At 62.4% G+C, this 25,314-nt stretch carries 25 protein-coding genes; 19 read left to right on the top strand and 6 right to left on the bottom strand.

Annotation, left to right across the window (positions count from 1 at the left end; genetic code table 11):
- Positions 1 to 99: 99 nt before the first annotated feature.
- Positions 100 to 972 (bottom strand): tRNA (adenosine(37)-N6)-dimethylallyltransferase MiaA, encoded by an 873-nt coding sequence (gene miaA / locus VWY60_RS08115; protein WP_416540241.1) that lies wholly within the window; start codon positions 970 to 972, stop codon positions 100 to 102.
- A 146-nt stretch (positions 973 to 1,118) separates the two neighbouring features.
- Here miaA and pyrH point away from each other — a divergent pair, with 146 nt between their 5' ends.
- The 13 genes from pyrH (at position 1,119) to lpxB (ending at position 13,644) form a co-directional block, all read left to right on the top strand.
- Positions 1,119 to 1,868 carry a UMP kinase gene (pyrH, locus tag VWY60_RS08110; RefSeq protein WP_340545440.1) on the top strand — a complete coding sequence of 250 codons (750 nt, stop codon included), beginning with the start codon at positions 1,119 to 1,121 and terminating at the stop codon, positions 1,866 to 1,868.
- A gap of 275 nt (positions 1,869 to 2,143) precedes the next feature.
- Positions 2,144 to 2,707, top strand: a complete 564-nt coding sequence (gene frr / locus VWY60_RS08105) for a ribosome recycling factor (RefSeq protein WP_340545441.1) — start codon at positions 2,144 to 2,146, stop codon at positions 2,705 to 2,707.
- 9 nt (positions 2,708 to 2,716) lie between these two features.
- Positions 2,717 to 3,475, top strand: coding sequence for an isoprenyl transferase (locus VWY60_RS08100; protein ID WP_416540240.1), 759 nt, complete (start codon positions 2,717 to 2,719; stop codon positions 3,473 to 3,475).
- A complete protein-coding gene (locus tag VWY60_RS08095) occupies positions 3,472 to 4,263 on the top strand; it encodes a phosphatidate cytidylyltransferase (protein WP_416540239.1) in 792 nt (263 codons plus the stop codon). The genes VWY60_RS08100 and VWY60_RS08095 overlap by 4 nt, the downstream gene beginning before the upstream one ends.
- A complete protein-coding gene (dxr, locus tag VWY60_RS08090) occupies positions 4,263 to 5,435 on the top strand; it encodes a 1-deoxy-D-xylulose-5-phosphate reductoisomerase (RefSeq protein WP_416540238.1) in 1,173 nt (390 codons plus the stop codon). Before VWY60_RS08095 ends, dxr begins: the two co-directional genes overlap by 1 nt.
- 4 nt (positions 5,436 to 5,439) lie before the next feature.
- Positions 5,440 to 6,789, top strand: a complete 1,350-nt coding sequence (gene rseP / locus VWY60_RS08085; protein ID WP_340545445.1) for an RIP metalloprotease RseP — start codon at positions 5,440 to 5,442, stop codon at positions 6,787 to 6,789.
- A gap of 187 nt (positions 6,790 to 6,976) precedes the next feature.
- Positions 6,977 to 7,102, top strand: coding sequence for a hypothetical protein (locus tag VWY60_RS08080; RefSeq protein ID WP_340545446.1), 126 nt, complete (start codon positions 6,977 to 6,979; stop codon positions 7,100 to 7,102).
- Between the two features lie 125 nt (positions 7,103 to 7,227).
- A complete protein-coding gene (bamA, locus tag VWY60_RS08075) occupies positions 7,228 to 9,624 on the top strand; it encodes an outer membrane protein assembly factor BamA (RefSeq protein WP_340545447.1) in 2,397 nt (798 codons plus the stop codon).
- Between the two features lie 5 nt (positions 9,625 to 9,629).
- Complete coding sequence (locus VWY60_RS08070; protein ID WP_340545448.1) at positions 9,630 to 10,280, top strand: OmpH family outer membrane protein; 651 nt, start codon at positions 9,630 to 9,632, stop codon at positions 10,278 to 10,280.
- Between the two features lie 137 nt (positions 10,281 to 10,417).
- Positions 10,418 to 10,882: a 3-hydroxyacyl-ACP dehydratase FabZ gene (gene fabZ / locus VWY60_RS08065; protein ID WP_340545449.1), complete on the top strand. Its 465-nt coding sequence runs from the start codon at positions 10,418 to 10,420 to the stop codon at positions 10,880 to 10,882.
- Between the two features lie 5 nt (positions 10,883 to 10,887).
- Entirely contained in the window at positions 10,888 to 11,673 is a 786-nt protein-coding gene (gene lpxA, locus VWY60_RS08060) for an acyl-ACP--UDP-N-acetylglucosamine O-acyltransferase (RefSeq protein ID WP_340545450.1), read from the top strand.
- 4 nt (positions 11,674 to 11,677) lie between these two features.
- The gene (locus tag VWY60_RS08055; protein WP_416540237.1) at positions 11,678 to 12,466 is read left to right on the top strand and encodes an LpxI family protein; all 789 of its coding nucleotides are present in this window, start codon (positions 11,678 to 11,680) and stop codon (positions 12,464 to 12,466) included.
- A complete protein-coding gene (gene lpxB / locus VWY60_RS08050) occupies positions 12,463 to 13,644 on the top strand; it encodes a lipid-A-disaccharide synthase (RefSeq protein WP_416540236.1) in 1,182 nt (393 codons plus the stop codon). Before VWY60_RS08055 ends, lpxB begins: the two co-directional genes overlap by 4 nt.
- A gap of 272 nt (positions 13,645 to 13,916) precedes the next feature.
- Here the strand turns inward: lpxB and mnmA are convergent, their stop codons facing one another.
- Complete coding sequence (mnmA, locus tag VWY60_RS08045) at positions 13,917 to 15,062, bottom strand: tRNA 2-thiouridine(34) synthase MnmA (protein WP_340545453.1); 1,146 nt, start codon at positions 15,060 to 15,062, stop codon at positions 13,917 to 13,919.
- 149 nt (positions 15,063 to 15,211) lie between these two features.
- Here mnmA and VWY60_RS08040 point away from each other — a divergent pair, with 149 nt between their 5' ends.
- From VWY60_RS08040 to VWY60_RS08020, 5 genes are all read left to right on the top strand, one after another.
- Positions 15,212 to 15,490, top strand: coding sequence for a DUF1153 domain-containing protein (locus VWY60_RS08040; protein ID WP_040104126.1), 279 nt, complete (start codon positions 15,212 to 15,214; stop codon positions 15,488 to 15,490).
- A gap of 125 nt (positions 15,491 to 15,615) precedes the next feature.
- The gene (gene ctrA / locus VWY60_RS08035; RefSeq protein ID WP_340545454.1) at positions 15,616 to 16,335 is read left to right on the top strand and encodes a response regulator transcription factor CtrA; all 720 of its coding nucleotides are present in this window, start codon (positions 15,616 to 15,618) and stop codon (positions 16,333 to 16,335) included.
- Positions 16,336 to 16,537: 202 nt separating this feature from the next.
- The gene (gene ligA, locus VWY60_RS08030) at positions 16,538 to 18,733 is read left to right on the top strand and encodes an NAD-dependent DNA ligase LigA (protein ID WP_416540784.1); all 2,196 of its coding nucleotides are present in this window, start codon (positions 16,538 to 16,540) and stop codon (positions 18,731 to 18,733) included.
- Positions 18,730 to 20,820, top strand: coding sequence for an ATP-dependent DNA helicase RecG (recG, locus tag VWY60_RS08025; protein WP_416540235.1), 2,091 nt, complete (start codon positions 18,730 to 18,732; stop codon positions 20,818 to 20,820). The genes ligA and recG overlap by 4 nt, the downstream gene beginning before the upstream one ends.
- A 191-nt stretch (positions 20,821 to 21,011) precedes the next feature.
- The gene (locus tag VWY60_RS08020; RefSeq protein WP_024097384.1) at positions 21,012 to 21,134 is read left to right on the top strand and encodes a hypothetical protein; all 123 of its coding nucleotides are present in this window, start codon (positions 21,012 to 21,014) and stop codon (positions 21,132 to 21,134) included.
- Between the two features lie 368 nt (positions 21,135 to 21,502).
- On the opposite strand, the gene VWY60_RS08015 is transcribed toward VWY60_RS08020, so the two are convergent.
- The gene (locus tag VWY60_RS08015) at positions 21,503 to 21,955 is read right to left on the bottom strand and encodes an iron-sulfur cluster assembly scaffold protein (RefSeq protein WP_340545456.1); all 453 of its coding nucleotides are present in this window, start codon (positions 21,953 to 21,955) and stop codon (positions 21,503 to 21,505) included.
- Positions 21,956 to 22,014: 59 nt separating this feature from the next.
- Here VWY60_RS08015 and hisI point away from each other — a divergent pair, with 59 nt between their 5' ends.
- Positions 22,015 to 22,392, top strand: coding sequence for a phosphoribosyl-AMP cyclohydrolase (gene hisI / locus VWY60_RS08010; protein ID WP_416540234.1), 378 nt, complete (start codon positions 22,015 to 22,017; stop codon positions 22,390 to 22,392).
- Positions 22,393 to 22,449: 57 nt separating this feature from the next.
- Here the strand turns inward: hisI and gluQRS are convergent, their stop codons facing one another.
- The 3 genes from gluQRS to trmFO are packed head-to-tail and all read right to left on the bottom strand — an operon-like array spanning position 22,450 to position 25,313.
- Positions 22,450 to 23,325 (bottom strand): tRNA glutamyl-Q(34) synthetase GluQRS, encoded by an 876-nt coding sequence (gluQRS, locus tag VWY60_RS08005; protein ID WP_416540233.1) that lies wholly within the window; start codon positions 23,323 to 23,325, stop codon positions 22,450 to 22,452.
- Complete coding sequence (locus VWY60_RS08000) at positions 23,322 to 23,936, bottom strand: class I SAM-dependent DNA methyltransferase (RefSeq protein WP_416540232.1); 615 nt, start codon at positions 23,934 to 23,936, stop codon at positions 23,322 to 23,324. The genes gluQRS and VWY60_RS08000 overlap by 4 nt, the downstream gene beginning before the upstream one ends.
- 33 nt (positions 23,937 to 23,969) lie before the next feature.
- Positions 23,970 to 25,313: a methylenetetrahydrofolate--tRNA-(uracil(54)-C(5))-methyltransferase (FADH(2)-oxidizing) TrmFO gene (gene trmFO, locus VWY60_RS07995; protein WP_416540231.1), complete on the bottom strand. Its 1,344-nt coding sequence runs from the start codon at positions 25,311 to 25,313 to the stop codon at positions 23,970 to 23,972.
- Position 25,314 lies beyond the last annotated feature (1 nt).

The raw sequence follows: 25,314 nt of genomic DNA, 5'->3' as shown, positions 1-25,314 counted from the left end.
TCTGGCCAGCGAAAGCGCTATCGACCGGACGCAAGCCGGGGTGCCGGGCAGTACCAAGGCGGCGTTCCGACGGTATTTTCGAGGCTGTTCGGACGGCCCTCAGGCCGGACGGTAGGGCGTCCACTGCTTCATTCGCGCGCGGAACCACGTGCGCTGACGTTTGGCAAACTGCCGGGTCGCAACCGAGGCCCGCTCGCGCGCCTCCGCCTCGGTCATCGCGCCCAGGTAATGCGCCATCAGCTCCGGCACGCCAATTGCGCGGCAGGAGGGCAGCGCGGGATCATAGCGATCCTGCATGGCGGCAATCTCCTCCATCGCACCGGCCTCCATCATCGCATCAAAGCGGCGGCGGATGCGCGCTTCGAGCCAGCCCTTGTCGGTGTCAAAAACAATCGCGGTGCAGCGATCCAGCGGCAGCGGCGGCGGCGGTGTTTCGGCCTGCCAGTCGGCCAGGCCGCGACCGGTCGCAGTCAGCACCTCATAGGCGCGCTGCACCCGGGCGCGATTGAGAAGGTCGATCCGCTCAGCCGTCGCGGCATCCAGCGCCGCGCGCATATCCTCAAGCGACAGCAGATCGGCCTGCGCCCGGACCTCGGCCGGCGTGGCAGGGATCTCCGCAAGGCCCTGCGTGAGGGCGCTGAAATAAAGCCCGGTGCCACCGACGATGATCGGACGGGGGCCGTGGTCCAGCAGCGGCAGCACCTCGCGCAGCCAATGCCCGACGGAATAGTCGGCGTCATAAGGCTGGTGGCCATAGAGCAGATGCGGGGCCTGCGCCTCTTCCTCGGAGGAGGGGCGGGCGGTGATCACCCGCCAGCAGTCATAGACCTGACTGGCATCGGCATTGACGATCACGCCGCCCTGAGCTTCGGCGATCTGAAGCGCCAGCGCCGATTTGCCGGAGGCGGTTGGCCCGGCGATCAGCACCGGCTGGTGCGGCGGGATGTCTGGCAGCTGGGTTGCGGTGGTCATGCGGGCGTCCTGTTCTTTGGATGTTCTGCGGCGCGCGGGGCGTTGCTGCGGTGGGGCGCCGAAAAACATCTCAGGCCGCATTGATCCTGCCGCCGATTTGCTTCATTTTGCGCGCAAATTAACCCCGTCATATTCCGGAGCGCAACATGCCCCTTACAAACGATCAGCCGGAGGCCACGCCGGCGGCAACCTATAAACGTGTGATGCTGAAAATCTCAGGCGAGGCGCTGATGGGGGACCAGGGGTTTGGCCTGCATCCGCCGACCGTCCAGCGCATCGCGCAGGAGGTGAAATCCGTGCGCGACATGGGCGTAGAGATCTGCATGGTGATCGGCGGCGGCAATATCTTCCGCGGGTTGTCCGGCTCGGCCCAGGGGATGGAGCGGACAACGGCGGACTACATGGGGATGCTGGCCACGGTGATGAATGCGCTGGCGATGCAGTCGGCGCTGGAAGGTCTGGGTGTGTTCACCCGCGTGATTTCCGCCATCCGCATGGATGAGGTGGCCGAGCCCTACATTCGCCGCCGCGCCGTGCGTCACCTTGAAAAGAAACGGGTCTGCATCTTTGCCGCAGGCACCGGCAACCCCTATTTCACCACCGATACCGCGGCCACGCTGCGCGCCAATGAGATGGCCTGCGAGGCGATCTTTATGGGTAAGAATGGCGTCGATGGTGTCTATGACAAGGATCCCGCGCAGCATGACGACGCGGTGCGTTATGACACCATCAGCTACGACGAGGTTCTGGCCAAGCGGTTGAAGGTGATGGATGCCTCGGCCATTGCGCTGGCGCGCGACAACAACCTGCCGCTGATGGTGTTCCCGCTGGATGAGCCGGGCGGCTTCCGGGGCATTCTGGCGGGCAAGGGGACCTACACGAAGGTTCACGGCTAACCGCGCCGGGGTGGGCGGGGCGCACTTGCCCTTGCCACATGCACAATGAACCGCGCGCCCGGATCGAGATCCTGCGCGCGGTTTTTTCATGTGGCGCGCGGCGCTGGCGGCGGGTTTTGTGCGGCGGCGGCTGACCGGCTGCGGTGCCGGGCCGTTCCGGAGAAGGGCAGAACCCTGCCTGTGGCCGCTTCAAATCTGCGGCAAGATCGCTATACAACGCCGCACCAATGTCTTATGAGCAATGCAAACACCGCCTCAAGTCAGGGGAGAGCAGAATGTCTGACGATTTTATTCTCGATACCGATGATCTACAGCGCCGCATGGATGGTGCCATGGCCAATCTCAGAACCGAATTCGCGTCGCTGCGGACCGGTCGTGCCTCCGCCTCGATGCTGGAGCCCGTGATGGTGGACGCCTATGGCTCGATGACGCCGATCAACCAGGTTGGCACCGTCAACGTGCCGGAGCCGCGCATGGTCACCATCAACGTCTGGGACAAGGCGCTGGTCGGCAAGGTCGAAAAAGCCATCCGTGAATCCGGTCTGGGCATCAACCCGCAGCTCAATGGCACCATCATCATGCTGCCGATCCCCGAGCTGAACGAAGAACGTCGCCGCGAGCTGACCAAAGTGGCCGGCCAGTATGCCGAGCACGCGCGGGTGTCGATCCGCAATGTGCGCCGCGATGGGATGGACCAGATCAAGAAAGCCAAGGCCGACGGCATGTCCGAGGACGACCAGAAGCTCTGGGAAGGCGAAGTTCAGGAGCTGACCGATAAGATGATTAAGGTTGTCGACGCGGCTCTGGAAACCAAACAAGCCGAAATTATGCAGGTCTGACACCTGCTTATGTCACAGAGCACAGACACCGTCCTGGCGCCGGATGAGAGCGACCCCGCACCGGAACGCGGCCCGAAACATGTTGCCATCATCATGGATGGCAATGGCCGCTGGGCACAGGCGCGGGGCCGTCCGCGTCTGTTCGGTCACCACGCGGGCGCCAAACGGGTGCGCGAGGTGGTGGAATGCTGCCCTGCGCTGGGGGTGAAATACCTCACCATCTTTGCCTTCTCGACCGAGAACTGGAAGCGCACTCAGGTGGAGGTCGCAGGCCTCATGAGCCTGTTCCGCCGCTATATCTCCAAGGAGATGAAAGCGCTGTCGCAGCGCAATGTCCGGGTCCGTTTCATCGGGGACCGGGTGCGGCTGGACAAAAAGCTGGTCGCGCTGATGGACCAGCTGGAGCAGGAGACCGCCTGCAATGACGGTACCCACCTGACCATCGCGCTGAATTATGGCAGTCGTGACGAGGTGGCGCGGGCCACCAAACGGCTGGCCGAGGATGTGGCAGAGGGGCGCCTGAACCCTGCGGATGTGGATGAGGAAACCCTGCCACGTTATCTCGATACCCATGTGTTGCCCGATCCAGATCTGGTCATCCGCACCAGCGGTGAAGCGCGGATCTCCAACTTTCTGCTGTGGCAGTCGGCCTATGCGGAATATGAGTTCATCGACACGCTGTGGCCGGATTTCACCGCCGACGAGATGGACCGGCTGTGCCGCAGCTACGGGCAGCGGGATCGCCGGTTTGGCGCGGTGAAGACATGAGCGCCGCGGGACGTTGGGCCGACCTGATGCCGCGGGTGATCTCCGCCATCGTGATGATCGTCGTGGGTGGCTGGGCCGTATGGCGCGGGGGCGTGGTGTTTGACCTGCTGATCGCGGCGGCCTGTGGTGGCATGATCTGGGAATTGCTGCGCATGGTGGTGCCTGATCGTCAGGGGCTGGCGCTGCCGCTCGGCGTCCTGTCGATGGGGGCGGTGCTGGCCGCAGCGCTAATGGGCGGCGGCTGGGCGCTTGGCCTGCTGCTGATACCGGCGGTGCTGGGCGCGCTGGCCATCGACATCCGCCGGGGCATTTACATCGGTTTCGCGCTTTGGGTGCTGTTCGCGGCCTATGCGTTCATCTGGATGCGCAGCGCGCTGGGGCTGGATTGGATGATCTGGCTGATCTCGGTTGTGGTGGCCACGGATATTGCGGGCTATTTCGCCGGTAAGACCTTTGGCGGGCCGAAATTCTGGCCGCGTGTCAGCCCGAAGAAAACCTGGTCCGGCACCTCTGCGGGCTGGATCGCGGCCGCAGTTGTTGGTGCGGTCTTTGCGGTGCAGGGCGGGCTTGGCTTTGGCGTCGTGCTGCTGTCGGTGCTGGTCTCCATGGCCAGCCAGGCCGGTGACGTTGCCGAAAGCGCGCTGAAACGCAAGATGGCTGTGAAGGATTCCAGCGGCCTGATCCCGGGCCACGGCGGGCTGTTCGACCGCTTTGACGGTATGCTGGGCGCTGCGGCCATGGTGCTGCTGGTACTCAGCCTGTGGGGTCTGCCCGGCGGGACGATCTGATGCGCAAGATCTCGATTTTCGGGGCCACCGGATCCATTGGTCAGAATACGATTGACCTGATCCGGCGGGCCCCCGGTGACTACAATGTGGTGGCGCTGACCGGTGGCGCTAATATTGCCCAGCTGGCACAGGATGCCAGAGCGCTGCGTGCCGATATCGCCGTGACCGCCTATGATGACAAGCTGCCGGAGCTGCGGGCCGCCCTGGACGGTTCGGGCATCGTGGCGGCCGCCGGGCAGGCGGCGCTGGTCGAGGCGGCGTCGCGGCCTGCGGATTGGGTCATGTCGGCGATTGTCGGCGCGGCTGGCCTTGCTCCGGGGCTCGAGGCGCTGAAACAGGGCGCGACTCTGGCGCTGGCGAATAAGGAATCGCTGGTTTGCGCCGGAGCGCTGCTGCTGGAGACCGCCCGCAGCCATAATGCGCGGCTCCTGCCCGTGGACAGCGAACATTCGGCGGTGTTTCAGGGGCTGGTCGGTGAAGACATCGCGGCGGTGGAACGTGTGGTGATCACCGCCTCTGGCGGGGCGTTTCGCGACTGGCCGCTGGAGCAGCTGAAGACCGCCACGGTGGCACAGGCCTCCTCGCATCCCAATTGGGACATGGGCCAGCGGATCACTATCGACAGTGCGTCCATGTTCAACAAGGCGCTGGAAGTCATTGAGACCCGTGAGTTTTTTGGCGTCGATCCAGACCAGATCGAAGTGGTGGTGCATCCTGAATCCATCGTTCACGCGCTGGTCGGTTTTCGCGACGGTGCGCTGATGGCGCATCTCGGCGCGCCGGATATGCGCCATGCCATTGGTTATGCGCTGCATTGGCCCGAACGGCGCGAGCTGCCGGTGGAGCGGCTGGATCTGGCGCGGCTGGCGCAGCTGACGTTTCGGGCGCCTGATCCCGCGCGCTATCCGGCATTGCGGCTGGCCTATGATGTGATGGCGCGGGGCGGGCTGATGGGGGCGGTGTTCAATGCCGCCAAGGAACGGGCGCTGGATCATTTCATCGCCGGGCGCATCGGCTTTCTGGACATGGCCGAAGTGGTGGCGCGGGTGCTGGATCAATTTGACAGTGCCGATCGCGGGCTAGATGAGGCAATGACACTTGATACGGTGCGCCGGACCGACCATCTCGCCCGTATGGACGCCGACAATGAAATTTTGAAATATGTAAGGTAAGCCCTTGGATCTCGTCTCCTTTCTTCCGCAGTTTGGCGGGTATCTCTATGTGATTGCCAGCTTTGTGGTGGCCCTGTCGGTGATCGTGGCTGTGCATGAATATGGCCATTACATCGTCGGGCGCTGGTCCGGGATCCATGCCGAGGTCTTCTCGCTGGGATTCGGTCCGGTGCTGTTTTCGCGGGTGGATAAGCGCGGCACCCGCTGGCAGGTGGCGCTGCTGCCGTTTGGTGGCTACGTGAAGTTCCTAGGTGATGCGGATGCGGCCTCGGGCAAGGATAGCGCTGCAATGGCGGATGCGGCGGCTGATCCGGTGGCGCTGCGGCGCACGATGCACGGCGCGCCGCTTTGGGCGCGGGCGGCCACCGTCGCGGCGGGGCCGGTGTTCAACTTCATCATGTCCGCGCTGATTTTTGCCGGTGTTTTCATGGTGCAGGGCACCATGCGCGATCCGCTGACGGTGGAGCGGCTGGTGCCACTGCCGGGGCTGCAAACCGGCCTGCGCGAAGGTGACGCGCTGTTGCAGATCAACGGTGTCGATGTTCCCTCGCTGGAGGATAACACTGCCTTTGCGGCCTTCCGCGATGCGGTGCCGGAACAGCAGCCGCTAACCTATACCGTGCTGCGCGACGGCCAGCAGACCGAGGTCGAGGGACCGTATCCCTGGCCGCCGCATGTGCGTGGCGTGGCACCGCGCAGTGCCGCGTCTGACATCGACCTGCAGCCGGGCGATGTGATCACCGCCGTGGATGGCGCGCCGATCTTTGCCTTTGACCAGCTGAAACGTGCGGTTGAAAGCGCCGAGGGCAAGGTGTTGCTGCTGAAGGTCTGGCGCGCTGGCGAAGAGTTCGAGATGGCTCTGGCGCCCCGCCGTGTGGATGAGCCGCAGGCGGATGGCGGCTTTGCCACCCGCTGGCGTATGGGCATTGTCGGTGGTCTGGCGTTTGAGCCTGCGACCGAGAGCCTGGGCCTTGGAGAGGCGCTTGGCGGTGGCGCGGCGCAGGTCTGGGGCGTGGTCGAAATGTCGCTTTCCGGGCTGAAACATATGATCACCGGTGCGATCAGCACCTGCAACCTGTCGGGTCCGATTGGCATTGCCGAGACCTCTGGTGCGATGGCAAGCCAGGGGGCGGCCAGCTTCATTCGGTTTATCGCCGTGCTCTCCACTGCCGTTGGCCTGCTGAACCTGTTCCCGATCCCGGCGCTGGATGGCGGGCATCTGATGTTCTACGCCTATGAGGCGGTGACCGGTAAGCCGCCGAATGATGCGGTGATGCGGGTACTGATGGCGGTTGGTATCTCCGCCATCCTCAGCCTGATGATGTTTGCGCTTTTCAACGATATCTTCTGCTAGGCGCTTTCTTGCCGACCGGCCACGATCCGGCTGGTCGGCAGATCCCGCAGCAGCAGGGCGCGCCAAACTGTCGCCACATTCCCCTGTTAATCCTTTGGTAAGCCGCCGGTGGGCAGCGGTGCCGCGGATCGCGGCGCGGTTGTGGCGGATGTGGGATCTTTTTTAGATAAACGGGAGAGTGGACGCCATGAGCAGCCTGCATATTACCAATACGGGATTGGGTCTTTTTATGCGCCTGAACTGGGACCGCGCCATGTCTGTGGCGACGATTTTGGGAGCGCTGGTGGCTGGGGCCTGGATCGGCAGTCTCTGAGTTTTCAACCTGTTGCAAGCAATCTGGCGCGTGGGGTCATCCTGCGCGCCTTTTTGTTGTTTTTGACAAGCGCTGATAAACCCGATACGCACGGATTAAGCTGTAAAAAAATCGGGTTTTGACTGATGGTTCGGGGGAAGCACACAGGTAGATCCTGTGGGGGGCGCAAATTAGGTGCCCATATTTTGTATAGAAACGCATCTGCTGTAGCGCTGGCTGTTGCCTTGGGATTTGTCCTGACGCCAGAGTTCGCAGTGGCGCAGAGCTATAGTTTCACAAACGTTCAGGTCGAGGGCAATCAACGCATCCAGACCTCAACAATTGTGGCCTATACCGGCATTGAGCGGGGCAAATCGGTGAGCGCCGGGCAGCTCAACGATGCCTATCAGCGCATTCTGGACAGCGGCGTATTCGAAAGCGTCGAGATTGTTCCGCAGGGCAATACGCTGGTGATCAAGGTCACCGAATTTCCGACCATCAACAAGATCAGCTTTGAAGGCAACCGCCGCATCAAGGACGATGCCATGGCCGAGCTGATCGAATCGGCACCGCGCCGGGTGTTCAACCCCACGGTCGCCGAGCGTGATGCCTCCAATCTGGCCGAAGCCTATGGTGCACAGGGACGTCTGGCCACAACCGTGACACCGCGCATCATCCGGCGCAGCGACAACCGTGTCGATCTGGTGTTCGAAATCTCCGAAGGTGACACCATCGAGGTCGAGCGCGTGTCCTTCATCGGCAACCGGGTCTATTCCGATCGGCGTCTGCGCCGCGTGCTGGAGACCAAACAGGCCGGTCTGCTGCGCACCTTCATCCGCGCCGATACGCTGATCGAGGACCGTCTGGAATTCGACAAGCAGGTGCTGCGCGATTTCTACCTGTCGCGCGGCTATGTTGACGTGCGTATCAACAGCACCAATGCCGAGGTGACCGAAGAACGCGACGCCGCCTTCCTGGTGGTGGATATCAGCGAGGGCCAGAAGTTCGAGTTTGGCGAAATCTCGGTCACCAGCGAGATGTCGGAAGCTGACGCCGATGAGTTCCGCAAGGTTCTGAGAGTCCGCCCCGGGGTAACCTATTCGCCGAGCGTGGTGGAAAATGCCATCCGGCGCCTGGAAACATATGCGATCCGCAAGGGGATTGATTTCCTGCGGGCCGAGCCGCGGATCAGCCGCAATGATCGCGAGCTGACGCTGGACGTGGATTTTGTGCTGACCCGTGGTCCGCGCGTGTTCGTTGAGCGGATCGACATCGAAGGCAACACAACCACGCTGGACCGGGTGATCCGTCAGCAGTTCCGCACCGTCGAGGGCGACCCGTTCAATCCGCGCGAAATCCGCGAAAGCGCTGAACGCATCCGTGCGCTGGGGTTCTTTGAAACCGCCGAGGTGGACGTGCGCGAAGGCAGCAGCGCCGGTGAGGTGGTTGTCGATGTGGACGTCGAGGAAAAGCCAACGGGTGCACTGAGCCTTGGTGGTGCCTACTCGGTCAACGACGGCTTCGGTCTCAGCATCGGCCTGTCGGAGAATAACTTCCTTGGTCGGGGGCAGCGCCTGTCGTTCAACATCTCGACCGCTCAGGACGCCGAGGAATACACGCTTGGCTTCACCGAGCCCTATCTTCTGGGGCGCGACCTCCGTCTCGATCTGGATCTGGGTCTGTCTGAGACGGATTCCAGCTTTGCGCTTTACGACACCAAACGTGCGTTCTTCTCGCCCGCGCTGACCTTCCAAACCTCGGAAAACAGCAGCCTTCAGATCCGGTACACTTGGGATGAGGATGAGATGATCACCCGTGGTGATGATTCCGCCGGGATCCCGCTGGCCGGTCCTGTGGTTCGTAGCGAGATCAACCAGGGTGCGATCAACGCCAGTTCCATCGGCTTTACCTATACTGTTGACAGCCGCCTGAACGGACTGGATCCGAATTCGGGCTATCTGTTCCAGGTTGGGGCCGATTATGCCGGGCTTGGCGGGGATTCCGAATATCTGCGCACCACCGCAAAGATCATCGCCCAGCGTCGTGTCTTCAACGAAGAGGTGACATTGCGGGCAACGATCGAGGCAGGCGCCTTTGCCTGGCAGGGGGATGGCTTCAGCCGCTCCATTGATCGGTTTGTCCTGTCGCCCAATATCCTGCGTGGTTTTGAACCGGGTGGTATCGGTCCACGGGACCAGTCGCCCAATGGCGCAGGCGGGACCTATAACGACTTCCTCGGCGGCAACTATTACGCGGCGGCCCGCTTTGATGCGGAATTCCCGCTGGGCCTGCCGGAAGAGATCGGCCTGCGAGGCGGTCTGTTCTATGATGTGGGCAACCTCTGGGGTCTGAACAATGCCGATACCGGCGCGGCGGGCGGCAATATTGTCGGGCGCGGCGGGTCGTACCGTCATGTGGTCGGCTTCTCGCTGTTGTGGACAACCGGATTTGGTCCTTTGCGGTTCAATTTCTCCAAGGCGCTGAAGAAAGAAGACTTCGACCAGGAGCAGAGCTTTGACCTGACGTTGCAGGCGCGGTTCTGATCGCAATGACACGAGCTGTGGACACACGGCACACGGGGGCGCTGGCTGAGATGCTGGCGCCTTTTGTGCGCGGGCTTGCGATGCTGCCGCTGCTGGTGCTGCCTGCGATGGCGCAGGAGACGGCATTACCGGGGGCGGGCTTTGCCTTTGGCGAGACATTGCAGCTGGGCGCACCGCAGACCGGGCTGCTGACCATCCAGTCCGAGCGGCTCTATGCCGAGAGCGCCTTTGGTCAGCGTGTTTCCCAGGAACTGGATGCCGAGGGTGCGGTCCTGACGGCCGAAAACCGCCGGATCGAGGCGGAGCTGCGTGCAGAGGAACTTGAGCTGACCGAGCGCCGCAGCAGCATGGATCCTGCGGCGTTTCGCGCTCTGGCCGATGCTTTTGACAAAAAGGTGCAGGAAACCCGTCGTCAACAGGATCAGAAACTGCGCGATATCAATCAGATCGGCGAAGATGCACGGCGTGATTTCTTCACCGCTTCGCTGCCTGTGCTGCAACAGATCATGTTGGAAGCCGGGGCTGGAGCCATTCTGGAACACGCCAGCGTGTTTCTGAGCGCAGATGCCGCGGATGTCACCGATCTGGCGATTGCGCGGGTGAACGAAGTGCTCGGCGACGGGCGTGAGAGCCTGCCCGAGGCCACCGGCGAATAGGCTTACCGCGCCCGGCTGGCGATTGCCTCAGGCGGAGGCAGGGCGCCGACCGTGCAGCCATCGCCGGGTCTGCGGCTTGCCGAAGCTGTGGGCAGTTGCTAGGACATACCTAACATTCAGAAAACGGGGAAACCGCAATGACAACCGAGCTGAAAAGCGCCGATATTCACCTGATCCAGCGGATCCTGCCGCATCGCTACCCGTTTCTGCTGGTCGACAAGGTGGTCGAGATCGACGGCTATTCCTCGGCCTGCGGGATCAAGAACGTCACCATGAACGAGCCGCATTTCCAGGGCCATTTCCCGGGCACGCCGATTATGCCGGGCGTCACCATCGTCGAGGCGATGGCACAGACTGCGGGCGTGATGCTGGGCGTAGGCATGGATATGATCGACACCGAGCTGCTGATCTATTTCATGAACATCGACAAGTGCAAATTCCGCCGCAAGGTGATCCCCGGCGATGTGCTGGAGATGCGGGTGGAGACCACAAGGGGCAAGCCCGGTGGCAAGATCTTCAAGTTCAAGGGTGTTGCAACCGTCAATGGTGAGACTGCGGCGGAGGCCGAGTTCTCGGCCATGATCGACGTGCAGAAGGATTGACACAGATGACCCGGATCCATCCCAGCGCGGTGGTCGAAGAAGGGGCGAAGATTGGCGCCGATTGCGTCATTGGCCCGTTCTGCCTGATTGGCCCTGAGGTCGTGCTCGGCGACCGGGTTGAGCTGAAATCCCATGTGGTCGTCACCGGAGATACCGAGATCGGAGAGGATACCACGGTGTTCTCCTTTGCCGTGCTGGGCGAGATTCCGCAGGATCTGAAGTTCAAGGGCGAGCGCTGCAAGACCGTGATCGGCAAGCGCAACCGCATCCGAGAGCATGTGACGGTGAATGCCGGCACCGAAGGCGGCGGCGGGATCACGCGGATCGGTGATGACGGCTTGTTTATGGCCGGCTGCCACATCGCCCATGATGCGCAGATCGGAGATCGTGTGATCGTGGTGAATTCCGCTGCGGTTGCGGGCCACTGCGTGCTGGAAGATGACGTCATCATCGGTGGCCTGTCCGGCATTCACCAATGGGTGCGCATCGGTCACGGCGCCATTGTCGGCGCGGTCACGATGGTGACCAATGATGTGATTCCCTACGGGCTGGTTCAGGCGCCGCGCGGTGAGCTGGACGGGCTGAACCTTGTCGGCCTGAAACGCCGGGGCGTGCAGCGTGCGGATATCACCGCGCTGCGGGCGGCCTTTCAGATGCTGGCCCAGGGCGAGGGCACGTTTCAGGAGCGCGCGCGCCGTCTTGGCGCAGAGAGCGACAGCGAATACGTGCAGGAAATCGTTGATTTCATTACCGGCGAGAGTGACCGCTCTTTCCTGACGCCGGGAGGCTGAGACCATGCTGGCATTGATTGCAGGGCAGGGCGCACTGCCTGCCGAACTGGCCGCGCGCCTGTCCGACCGGCCACTGGTCTGTGCCATGCGCGGCTCCGAGCCCGATCACATTGAGCCGGAGCTGACCTTTCGCCTGGAACAGCTCGGCAGCTTTATCGCGCGCCTGTCGGCCAGCGGTGTGCGCGAGATCTGCCTGGCGGGCGCAGTGCGCCGCCCGGCCATTGATCCATCGCAGATTGATGCCGAGACCATGCCGCTGGTTCCGATCCTGCAGGGGGCGATTGCCGCAGGTGACGACGGCGCGTTGCGCGCCATCATCGGCCTTTTTGAGCAGGCAGGCATGTGCGTGCGCGCTGCCCATGAGGTAGCACCAGATCTGGTGATGGCCGAGGGCATCCCGACCGAGGTGCAGCCCGGCGAATTGGACCGGCGCGATGCAGAACGCGGCGCAGAGGTTGTCGAGGCCATGTGCCGCGCCGATGTCGGCCAGTCCTGCGCGGTGCGGCGCGGACAGGCGATTGCGGTCGAGAACCTCTTTGGCACCGACTGGATGCTGACGGCGTTGCAGAACCGGCCTGACGGCACCGGAGGTCTGCTGTTCAAGGCGCCCAAACCCGGACAGGACCGCCGCGCGGATCTGCCCACGATTGGCGTGCAGACGGTAGAGCTGGCGGCCAAGGCTGGGCTGTCGGGGATCGTGCTGGAGGCAGGCGGTGTTATCGTGCTTGATCAGGATGAGGTGGTGGCCACCTGCAATCGGCTCGGGCTGTTTCTCTGGCTGCGTCGCGCATGAGCCTCTCGGTCTTTATCCTTGCCGGTGAGCCGTCGGGCGACCGCCTTGGCGGTGCGCTGATGGCAGGTCTGCGGCAGCTGCGCCCGGATATCATCTTTGAGGGGGTTGGCGGCGCGCTGATGGCTGAACAGGGCCTAAAGTCGCGCTTCGATATGTCGGAGCTGTCGGTCATGGGGCTGGCCGAGGTGCTGCCGAAATACCGTCAGCTGAAGCGCCGCATTCGCGAAACCGCAGAGGCGGTTCTGGACATGAAGCCGGATGTGATGATCACCATCGACAGCCCGGATTTCTCCCTACGGGTCGCCGCATTGGTGAAAGAAGCCAGTAGTATTCGCACGGTACATTATGTTGCGCCCTCGGTCTGGGCCTGGCGCCCCAAGCGGGCCGAAAAAATGGCCCGGGTCATCGATCATGTGCTGGCGCTGCTGCCGTTTGAGCCGCCCTATATGGAAGCGGCTGGCATGGAGTGTGATTTCGTTGGCCACCCCGTTGTGGGTGAGCCACAGGCCACGGCGGAGGAGATTGCCGCCTTTCGCAGCCAGTACCAGCTGGAGGAGGCGCCTTGCATTCTGGCGCTGCCGGGATCGCGGCGCTCTGAGGTGACACGTCTGGCGCCGGTATTCGGTGCGGCCCTGAAACAGTTTCAGGACAGCCACCCGGAGTATCGGATCGTGGTGCCGGCCGCAGCTCCGGTTGCCGATCTGGTGCGCAGCCATCTTGCGGAATGGTCGGATACCGCGGTGGTGATCGACCCCAATACGCTGGACGGTGAGGTGGCCAAGGCGCATAAACGCGCGGCTTTTGCGGCGGCGGATCTGGCGCTTGCGGCTTCTGGTACGGTCTCGCTGGAGCTGGCGGCGGCGCGCACCCCAATGGTGATTGCCTATAAATTCCAGTGGCTCACCTGGCATATCATGCGGCGCATGGCGTTGATTGACACCGTCACGCTGGTCAATCTGGTCAGCGATACACGCGTGGTGCCGGAATGCCTCGGCCCTGAGTGTACGCCGGAGGCTATCGCCAAGGCGCTGATCAAGGTCAAGGCGGCGCCTACCGCGCAATCCTCTGCCATGGCGATCACGATGGAGCGGCTGGGCGAGGGGGGCGAAGACCCCGGTCTGCGCGCGGCCCGCGCAGTGTTGGATCGTCTGTCTGCGCAGGCCTCCGCCGTCTCCTGAAGCCTGCCGGATGCAGAGCCTCCGGCAGGTGGCCTCTCGTAGCGCGGGCGCTATGCACCCGCGCGGTGCGCGCCGCAATGCGGGTAACTGAGCATGTGCCGTTGGGCGTGGTGTTGTGGTGGATTATATTTTGCTGAGATGCGCCTAAGGGCAGGTCTGCCCTCAGGCGCTATCTCGATTTTGGGTTTGGGGAGGGGCTGTCAAGGACAAGCCGCGCGCACCCGCGCGGAGGCTGCGCCTTCCTTGACAGACGCACCGTGTTACTGGCCGTGTCAGTAGCCGCGCCAGATCCAGCCGCCGCCAAAGATACGGCTGCCCTCCTCAGCATAGAACACGCAGGCCTGTCCGGGAGAAATACCCTCTTCCGGGGTCAGCAGTTCGACCTCGGCTTCGGTCTCCGAGATCGGACGGATCACCGCATCGCGCGGGGGCCGGGTCGAGCGGACCTTGACCTTCAGATGCCATTCGTCGCGGCTGGTGAAAGGCTCATCGCCGAGCCAGTTGATTTCCCGCACCGGGATGGTGCGGGTGGCCAGTAAGTCCTTGGGCCCGACGACCACCTGTTTCTTGTCCACATCCAGTTTCACCACATAAAGCGGTTCGCTCAGCCCGCCGATGCCGAGGCCGCGACGCTGGCCGATGGTGTAGTGGATGACACCGTTGTGACGGCCGAGCACCCGGCCATCGGCATGAACGATGTCCCCCGGCTCCGCCGCGCCGGGGCGCAGTTTCTCGATCACGCTGGCATAATCACCATTGGGAACAAAGCAGATGTCTTGGCTGTCGGGTTTATCGGCCACCGCCAGACCATATTGCGCCGCCATCTCGCGGGTGGCGTCCTTTGACGGCAGATGTCCCAGCGGGAATCGCAGATAGTCCAGCTGCTCGGGGGTGGTTGAGAACAGGAAATAGCTCTGGTCGCGGTTGGCATCCTCGGCCGAATGCAGTTCGGGCCCGTTTGGCCCATCCTTGCGCTGGATATAGTGGCCGGTGGCCATGCAGTCGGCTTCCAGATCGCGGGCGGTTTCCAGCAGATCCTTGAACTTGACCCGTTCGTTGCAGCGGATACAGGGTACCGGGGTTGCGCCAGCCAGATAGCTGTCGGCGAACTCATCGATCACCGCATCCTTAAAAATGTTCTCATAATCCAGCACGTAATGCGGAAAGCCGCGCTCCTCGGCGACTCGGCGCGCATCATGGATATCGATCCCCGCACAGCAGGCGCCTTTCTTTGCAAGCGCCGCACCATGGTCGTAGAGCTGTAGCGTCACGCCCACAACATCATAGCCTTCATCGGCCAAATGTGCAGCAACAACAGAGCTGTCGACGCCACCCGACATGGCGACAACCACCCGCGTCTCCGACGGTGGTTTGGCAAAGCCAAGCGAATTCAGTTGGGGATTGGCATCCTGCGCCATCAGGCGACTCCTCGGATATGTGGGAAAGACACCGCAGAATATAGGAAAATCCTAATGATCCTCAAGGGGGCAGGTTCACCCCTCCTTAAGGCGTTTGCGCGAAATGTGGGGACGGACCAATTTCTATGCTCCACACGAAGGAAGAAAAGATGTTCTTGAAGAAAGTCGATGGCCCACGCGCTGTGACCCTGCCGGATGGCACGGTGATGACGCGCGCGGATCTGCCGCCAAAGACCACGCGGCGCTGGGTGGCCTCACGCAAGGCGGCGGTTGTGCGCGGTGTCCTCTACGGCTTGATCCCGCAAAGCGAGGCATTGCGCAGATACAGCCTCTCCGAAGAGGAGTTTCGCAGCTGGGTTTCCGCTGTTGCGGACTTTGGCGAGGACGCCCTGAAAGCCACCCGTCTCAAAGACTATCGTAAATCCTGACGCAAAAAAATCATTCAGACTTGAGGTGAACGCGCAAATTAACCATCATGGTAACGGGCCATTAACTTTTTTCCACCAAGGTTAATTCGACCTGAGGGAAACAGTGTACAGGCGGAGAAAATAATATGCGCATTCTTCTTGTTGAGGATGATCCAACAACGGCGAAGAGCATTGAGTTGATGCTGACTCATGCCAACCTCAACGTTTATTCGACCGATCTCGGCGAAGAGGGGATCGATCTTGCTAAACTCTATGATTACGATCTGATCCTGCTGGATCTTAACCTACCCGATATGAACGGCCACGAGGTGCTGCGGCAGCTGCGCATGGCCCGTATCGAGACGCCCATTCTGATCCTGTCCGGTGCAGATGACACCGAAAACAAGATCAAGGGCTTTGGATTTGGCGCCGATGATTATCTGACCAAACCCTTCCATCGCGAGGAACTGGTGGCCCGTATTCACGCCATCATCCGCCGCTCCAAGGGGCATTCGCAGTCGATTATCAACACCGGCAAGATTTCGGTCAATCTGGATGCCAAGACGGTGGAAGTTGCAGGCAAGGCCGTGCATCTCACCGGCAAGGAATACCAGATGCTGGAGCTGCTGAGCCTGCGCAAGGGCACCACATTGACCAAGGAGATGTTCCTGAACCATCTCTATGGCGGCATGGATGAGCCCGAGCTGAAGATTATCGACGTCTTTATCTGCAAGCTGCGCAAGAAGCTGAGCACGGCGACAGGTGGCGATAACTACATCGAAACAGTCTGGGGCCGCGGCTATGTACTGCGTGATCCGCAGGACGATCAGCTGACTGGGGGTCACCGGATGGCTGTTGGCGCCTGATCCGGCGCGACCTTCATCTCACCCGGTTCCCGAACGATCCCGCTACGGCGGGATTTTTCACGTCTGTCACCTGCGCTGTGGCTGGACGCGATGGCGTCACCGTCCTATCACCTAGCTAAGATAAAGCGAGGCGACAGACGTGACACAGTCAGGCAACAGCGATTTGAACGGTTTGACCAAGGATCAGGCGCGCCGCGAATTTATGGCGTTGCAGGAGCAGTTGCGCGCCGCCGATCTTGCCTATCATCAGGCCGACGATCCCGAGATCAGCGATGCGGAATATGACGCTAAGAAACGCCGCTACCGCGCGCTGGCGGAGCAATTTCCCGATCTGGCTGAGATCGCAACCGAGCTGGAGACGGTTGGTGCGCCGGTAGCCTCCGGCTTTGGCAAGATCACCCATGCACAGCGGATGATGTCGCTGGGCAACGCCTTTGACGACGAGGACGTGCGCGATTTCGACAAAGGTCTGCGCAAATATCTCGGCCTCGGCGCCGAGGACCCGCTGGCCTATACGGCGGAGCCGAAGATCGACGGGCTGTCGCTGTCGCTGCGCTATGAAGCGGGCAGGCTGATCCATGCGGCCACCCGTGGCGACGGGGCGGTGGGGGAGAATGTCACCGAAAACGCCCTGACCATTGCCGATATTCCGCAGCGGATCGACGATGCTCCGGCGGTACTTGAGGTGCGCGGCGAAGTCTACATGAGCCATGCGGATTTTACGGCGCTGAATGATCGGCACGCCGCACAGGGTGGCAAAACCTTCGCCAATCCGCGCAATGCGGCGGCGGGATCCCTGCGGCAGCTGAACGCTGAAATCACCCGGTCGCGGCCGCTGCGCTTTTTTGCCTACAGCTGGGGCGAGCTGTCGGAGCCGCTCGCCGATACGCAGTTTTCAGCGCTTGAACGCCTGAAGGGCATGGGCTTTCAGACCAACCCGCTGACCAAATATTGCAAGGGCACCACCGAGCTGATTGCGCATTATCGCCTGATCGAGGAACAGCGGGCGACGCTTGGCTACGATATCGACGGCGTGGTTTACAAAGTGGATGCGCTGGCCTTGCAGGACCGTCTCGGCTTCCGCTCAACCACCCCGCGATGGGCGATTGCGCATAAATTTCCGGCTGAACTGGCCTGGACGCGGCTGGAGGGCATCGACATTCAGGTTGGACGGACCGGCGCACTCAGCCCGGTGGCGCGGTTGCAGCCGGTGACGGTGGGCGGCGTTGTTGTCTCCAATGCGACGCTGCACAATGAGGATTATATCGCCGGGCTGGATTCCAAGGGTGAAGAGATCCGCGACGGCAAGGATATCCGGGTCGGCGACTGGGTTCAGGTCTACCGCGCCGGGGATGTGATCCCGAAGATTGCCGATGTGGATCTGTCCAAACGTCCCGAGAGCGCGGTTGCCTTCGCCTTTCCGACCGTTTGCCCGGAATGTGGCAGCCCGGCCGTGCGTGAGGAAGGCGACGCGGTGCGACGCTGTACCGGCGGCTTGATCTGTCCGGCACAAGCGGTTGAGAAGCTGAAGCATTTTGTCTCGCGCAAGGCTTTCGATATCGAAGGTCTGGGCGCCAAGCAGATCGAAGCCTTTTACAGTGACGCGGGTCTGGCGATCAAAACGCCGGCCGATATCTTTACCCTTCAGGCGCGGGATGCGCAGAATCTGGCCAAGTTGAAAAACCGCGATGGCTGGGGCGAGACCTCTGCCGCCAACCTCTTCGCCGCGATTGACGAGAAGCGCAACATCGCGCTGGCCCGGCTGATCTTTGGTCTTGGCATTCGCCACGTGGGCGAGGTCGGCGCGCGCGATCTGGCGCTGCATTATGCGGATTGGGACGCGATGGCGGCGGCTGTTGATCTGGCCCGCCCGGCCGCCCTGGCGCAGCGCGCAGCGGATGAGGCCGAGGAGGCCGAGCGGGTTGCAGCAGCCCAGCAGGGCCGTCGCGCCCGCATCAAGGAAGCGCGAGACCGGGCCATTGCGGCGCTGAACGTGCCTGCGGAGGCCGCCGCGGCATGGGAGGATCTGATCGGGATCGACGGCATTGGCGCAACGCTGGGTCTGTCGCTTTCCGATGCTTTTGCCAATAGCGATGAGCGGGCGGCCTTCGACGCCTTGCGCGGCCATCTGACGATCATTCCGCCCGAAGCTCCGAAGAACGACAGCCCGGTCACCGGCCTGACGGTGGTCTTCACCGGGACGCTGGAGAAAATGACCCGCGCCGAAGCCAAGGCGCGCGCCGAAGCCCTGGGGGCGAAGGTGGCCGGCTCGGTGTCGAAAAAGACGGATATTCTGGTCGCAGGTCCCGGTGCGGGGTCAAAGGAGCAGAAGGCTCGCGATCTTGGCGTGCGGATCCTCGACGAAGACGGCTGGCTGGAGCTGATTGCGGGCGCATGAGCGGCAGACCAGAGATCCTCTTCCCGCTGTTTGCCGGGTTGGAAACGCTTCAGGGTATCGGCCCGAAGACGGCGCAGCATTTTGCGCAGATTGATATAGAAACGCCGCGTGACATGTTGTTTTCGCTGCCTTATTCGGTGGTGGATCGACGGCGGCGCGATAGTATTCGCGGGCTTGATTTTCCCACGGTTGCAACGGTTGAGGTGACCATCGGCGCGCATCGGCCGACGCGGAACAAGGGGGGCGCCTACCGGATCCAGGTGAGCGACGCCGAGGAGGAATTCCAGCTGGTATTTTTCCACGGTCGCAGCCGCTATCTGGAGGCCCAGCTGCCGGAGGGGGCGCGGCGGGTGGTGTCGGGCAAACTGGAACTGTTTGATGGCATGGCGCAGATGGTGCACCCTGACCATATGCTGCCGCTGGCAGAGGCTGCCGAGATCCCCGATTTTGAGCCGGTCTATCACCTGACCCATGGTGTGTCGCAGAAAACCATGTTCAAGGCGGCGCAAAGCGCGCTATCGCGCTTGCCGGAGCTGGCCGAATGGGCAGATCCCTCGCAGATCACCAAGGAATCCTGGCCAAGCTGGCAGCAGGTGCTGCGCGCTGCGCATAACCCCGATGGGCCGGATGCGCTGGCAGCAGAGGCACCCGGTCGGACACGTCTTGCCTATGATGAGCTGTTTGCCCATCAGCTGACACTGGCGCTGGCGCGGCTGCGGGATCGGACGTTGCCGGGGCGCAGCAGCCTGGCCAGCGGGGCGTTGCAATCGCGGGTGCTTGCGGCCTTGCCCTATCGGCCGACCAATGCGCAGGCCCGCGCAATTGCGGAGATCACCGCCGATATGGCGGCTGGCGCGCGGATGAACCGTCTGTTGCAGGGCGATGTCGGCGCTGGCAAAACTCTTGTTGCTTTCATGGCTTTGCTGGTCGCAGTTGAAGCAGGCGGGCAGGGTGTCATGATGGCGCCGACAGAAATTCTGGCCCGTCAGCATCTGGAGGCGCTGCGCCCGCTGGCGGAAACCGCAGGCGTGGTTCTGGAAATCCTGACAGGCCGCGACAAGGGCCGGGAGCGGGCCGCAAAATGCGCGGCGCTGGCGCGGGGGGACATTCATATTCTGGTCGGCACCCATGCGGTGTTTCAGCCGGATGTGGTGTTTCGGGATCTGCGGCTGGCGATTGTCGACGAACAGCATCGGTTTGGCGTGCGTCAGCGCATGGAGCTGGCGGAAAAGGGCAAAGGCGCGGATGTGCTGGTGATGACCGCAACACCGATTCCGCGGTCGCTGGCGCTGACGCAATATGGCGATATGGAAGTTTCGGTACTGGATGAAAAACCGCCCGGTCGCAAACCGGTCAAGACTGCGGTTATCAGCACCGAGCGGATGCAGGAGGTGGTCAGCCATCTGCGCGGCGCCATCGAAGCCGGGCGGCAATGCTACTGGGTCTGTCCGCTGGTTGAGGAATCCGAGGTGATGGATCTGACCGCCGCCGAGGAGCGGTTCAAACATCTGCGGGCGACGCTGGGAGAGGGCGTGGTCGGGCTGGTTCACGGACAGATGCCCCCGGCGGAGAAAGACGCGGCGATGGCTGCCTTTCAGGCTGGAGAGACCAAGGTTCTGGTGGCCACGACGGTGATCGAGGTCGGAGTCAATGTGCCCAACGCGTCGATCATGGTGATCGAGCGGGCCGAGATATTCGGCCTTGCACAGCTGCACCAGCTGCGCGGCCGTGTCGGGCGCGGCGATGCGGCTTCGACCTGTCTGCTGCTCTATCAGGCGCCGCTCAGCAAGGGCGGCCAGAAACGGTTGGAGATCCTGCGCGAGACCGAGGATGGTTTTCGCATTGCCGAAACCGATCTTGAGATGCGCGGTGCGGGCGATGTCATCGGCACCGCACAATCGGGGCTGCCGCGATTCCGCATCGCCGATCTGGACCGTCAGGCCGGGTTGATGGCTGTTGCACAAAGCGACGCGCGGGCCCTGCTGGCCAGCGATCCCGATCTGTCCAGCCCGCGCGGACAAGCGGCGCGGGTTCTTCTGTGGCTGATGAAACAGGATCAGGCGATCCGTTTGATTTCTGTCGGTTAGCACGTCTTCCTGAGCTGAAACCTTCATCAGCGGCGGCCCTTATGATCGGGACGCTGCTTTGTGTTTTTGCGCCGTGTTCTCATGTGTTCGCAAATGTTCTCATAAAGTTCTTTACAGCCGTGTTTGAATGTGAGAACAAATAGGCAACAACACGCCAGAGAGCGAGCGCAAGACAGACAGGAGGATGCACCATGATGACCCAAATCAAGACGACTGTTCAGAATGCCCAATCGACACTGTTGCAAGACGCCATTGGCGCGGCGGCACTGGTTGTGATGCTGGTCGCGGGGTTGCACCTGCCGGGTCTGCTGTGATGACGCCGGGCGACCAGCCTTGAGTTTTTGAGATTTCCTGATCGCACTCTTTATGCCGGACGGGGCCGCCTGTCCCAAGCCTGCCCGGTTTGCCTGCCGGTCTGGCCGACCTGCCTCAGGTCAACAGGCCCCGTTCGGGTCCCGCATGAGAGAGCATACTGCCGCCGCCACCTGTCAGGTGTGCGGCGGTTTTTTCATGTGGCCCTTTTGGAGGGGTTGTTCTGGCTGTCTTCACGGGCGCTGGTGAGACGGGCATATCAATCGGCGGCTGAGATGGTGGCCTTGGATCATGACTGCGGATCTGCCTTACTGGCGTGCGCGACTGATCCAACGTGTTGAACTTGTAACGCTGGATCGGCAGGCGGCCATCAGGCGCAGCTCTGTTCCTGATGGGTCTGCATAGCCTCATAGGTGGCATCGAGCGCCAGCATGATCGAGGCGTGGCGGTTCTTGAACTCGCGGGCGGGGATCAGGACTTCAAACCCGTCAAACGGCGCGTCCGGAACCGGGCCATCTTCGGTCAGCATGGCCTTCAGCTGCTGGCGGGCACGCTCAACCTCGGGCAGGGTGCGACCCAGGATGACCTCGCCGACAACCGCTGCCGAGGCCTGGCCAAGCGCACAGGCTTTGACGTCCTGACCAAATCCGACAATCGCGCCATCCTCGATCCGAAGATCGACGGTCACGGTCGAGCCGCACAGGGGCGAGCGTTTTTTAACCGTAACATCCGGGGCGTCGAGACGATCCAGATGCGGGATATCGGCGGCCAGGGCCAGGATCCGTGCGGAGTAGAGTTTTATCAGATCAGTCTCGCCGGACATCGGATACCTCGGGCTTTCCCTTACGTGCTGTTCCCAATACATAGGGAGCCAGTCTCCAGATGCAAAAGGTTTTTGCCATGTCGTTTGATCCTCTTAGCCTAAAGTACAATGAGGCCGGGTTGATCCCCTGCATCGCGCAGCAGGAGGGCAGCGGCGAGGTCCTGATGATGGCCTGGATGAATGCCGATGCGGTGAGACAGACGCTGGACAGTGGCCGGGTCACCTATTGGTCGCGGTCGCGGCAGGCATTCTGGGTCAAGGGCGAAAGCTCGGGACATGTGCAGGAACTGGTCGATCTGCGCGTGGATTGCGATCGCGATTGCCTGCTGGCGGTGGTGCGTCAGACCGGGCCTGCCTGCCACACCAACCGGCGCAGCTGTTTTTATGCGGCCCTTCGCGATGGCGAGGAGGTCGAGCTGATGGCGCCGATGGTCTGACAGAAACCGGCTGAAGGGGACGGCCCGGTGCGGGCCGTGCCTCCGGCGGGGATATTTCTAGCCAGAAGATGTCTGTTCGGGCACCGCAGCGCAGCCGACCATGGCGCGGATCTGCGACGGGCTGACGCCTTCGGCGCGGTATTTGGCGAGGGCACGGGCATCGTCGCGCTTGGCAAGTCGCTTGCCCTGATCGTCACGGATCAGCCCGTGGTGGTGGTAGATGGGTGTCGGCAGGCCGAGCAGTGCCTGGAGCAGCACGTGGATCTGCGTAGCCTCGAACAGATCCTCTCCACGCACGACATGGGTGATCTGCTGATCGGCATCATCGACCACTACGGAGAGGTGGTAGGCGCTGCCCATGCCGCGGCGGACGAGGATAATATCGCCGACCGCGGTGAGCAGCTGATCGGGGTTCAGCCGGTGCCGGCCCTGATGGGATAGGCCGGTTTCCGAGAAGCTGCGCAGGCTGGCCGCATCCAGCGCTTTTGCCATGTTGATCCGTATCACGTCCTGCGGCGCGGCGTCGGCCATTGCGCGGCTGCGGCAGCTGCCCGGATAGATGCGCCCGTCGGGGCCGAATTGCGGTACGCCTTCTTGCGGCGCGCCTGCGGCGGCCTCGATATCGGCGCGGTTGCAGCGGCAGGGATAGGTGAGCCCCATTGCCGCAAGCTGATCCAGCGCGGCGCGATAGCGTGGCAGCCGTTCGGACTGGCGCACCACCGGTTGCGGCCAGCGGAGGCCGAGCCAATGCAGGTCGTCATAGATCTGCGCCTCCCAGCTGGGCCGGGAGCGGGATTGGTCGATATCTTCGATGCGCAGCAGGAAAATGCCCTCCGCTGCCCGCGCCATATCATGTGCCAGAAGCGCCGAGTAGGCGTGGCCGAGGTGCAGCGGTCCAGTTGGGGATGGCGCAAATCGGGTTGCGAATGTCACGCTTTCTCAATCACATAAACGGTGGACTTCAGGTTGATTCCGGGCAGGTGGTCACCGTGTTCCCGAAACAGCAGCCGTGCCGCCGAACAATCCAGCCATTCGTTGAGCTTGCCGGTATAGGCGGGATCCTCCAGTGCGTGATCATTGTAGGAAAAGGCAAAGAGGCCGCCGCGCGGCAGGGCGTGCAGGATGCTGTCGAAGACCGCAGGCGGAGCGGCACCGGTGCCCAGAACGCCGCAGCCGGTGATCAGACGATAGGCGCCCTTGGGGATCGGCTGGCGGTCGGCGGCGTCGATCTGCGTCAGTTGGCGGTAGGCGTCTTTGGCACGGGCCTGCTCCAGCATCCGGGCGGAGGGCTCGATCCCGTCGACGGTTTCAAACCCCTGGAGGCGCAGTGCCAGACCTGACAGGCCGGTGCCGCAGCCAAAATCCAGAACGGGTTCGCTCATATCCGATTGGAATTTCGCCAGCGCCAGGGCAATCCGTCCCGGCGTCGCGTAACCGTTCTCGGCGATTTCGGCATCGTAGGAAGCGGCCCATTGGTCGTAATGCGCCAGGGTCGCTTCCGGTGTTTCCAGGTCATAGGATTTGTCGAGGAACTTTTTGCTCATGACGACAGTTTATGCCTTCGCCGCCCGAAGCGTCTAGGAAAAGTTGCCAAGCCAGTCCTGCCACGCGGCTTTGGCCCGGTCGGTATAGGCCTTGTAGCGGTCCTTGCGGCCACGGCGGCCGCCTTTGAGACCATCAACCGGGCGGAACAGGCCGAAGTTCACATTCATCGGCTGGAAGGTCTTGGCCTCGGCGCCGCCGGTGATGTGATGGATCAGGGCGCCCATGGCGCTGTCCTGCGGCACTTCCGGCAGTTCCTGGCCCAGGATCTCGGCAGCGGCCATACGGCCGGCCAGCAGGCCCATGGCGGCGCTTTCCACGTAGCCTTCGACCCCGGTGATCTGGCCGGCAAACCGCAGGTGCGGTTTTGATTTCAGCCGCATCTGCGCGTCGAGCAGGGTGGGGGAGTTCAGGAATGTGTTGCGATGGATGCCGCCGAGGCGGGCAAAGCTGGCGTTTTCCAGCCCCGGAATCATCCGCAGCACTTCTGTCTGGGCGCCGTATTTCATCTTGGTCTGGAAGCCGACGATGTTGAACAGCGTTCCCAGCGCATTGTCGCGCCGCAGCTGGACCACCGCGTGCGCCTTGACCTCCGGCTGGTGCGGGTTGGTCAGCCCCACCGGTTTCATCGGGCCATGGCGCAGGGTTTCACGGCCGCGTTCGGCCATCACCTCGATCGGCAGGCAGCCATCAAAATAGCCTGCGGTCTCACCCTCGTGGAATTCGGTCTTGTCGGCGGCCAGCAGCGCGTCGATGAACGCTTCGTACTGATCCTTGTCCATCGGACAGTTGAGATAGGCGGTGCGCTCTTCTTCGGTCTCACCCTTGTCGTAGCGCGACTGCATCCAGGCCTGCGACATGTCGATGCTGTCGGCGTAGATGATCGGGGCGATGGCGTCGAAGAAGGCCAGCGCCTCGGCGCCGGTCTCACGTTGAATGGCCTTGCCGAGTTCAGGCGAAGTCAGCGGGCCGGTGGCAAAGATCCAGTGGCCATCGGCGGGCAGCTCGGTGATTTCCTCATAGGAAACGGTGACATTCGGCAGCGCCTTCAGCCGCGCGGTGACGGTTTCGGCAAAAGGCTCGCGGTCCACCGCCAGTGCGCCGCCGGCGGGCAGGCGGTGTTGTTCGGCGGTGGACATGATCAGCCCGTTAGCTGCGCGCATCTCCCAATGCAGGAGGCCCACGGCGTTCTGCTCGTCATCGTCTGAGCGGAAAGAGTTGGAGCAGACCATCTCGCCCAGATTGCCGGTCTGATGGGCAAAGGTTTCCACCTTTGGGCGCATTTCGTGGATCACCACCTCTACGCCCATATGTGCGGCCTGCCATGCGGCCTCTGAGCCGGCCATGCCGCCGCCCACGATATGCAATATTTTTGTCATG

Origin of the sequence: Phaeobacter sp. JH20_26 (assembly GCF_048056275.1) — a bacterium.
GTDB classification, from domain to species: Bacteria; Pseudomonadota; Alphaproteobacteria; order Rhodobacterales; family Rhodobacteraceae; genus Phaeobacter; species Phaeobacter bryozoorum.
Note: the sequence above shows the minus strand (reverse complement) of the source record. Positions and strands in the feature narration are given on the sequence as shown.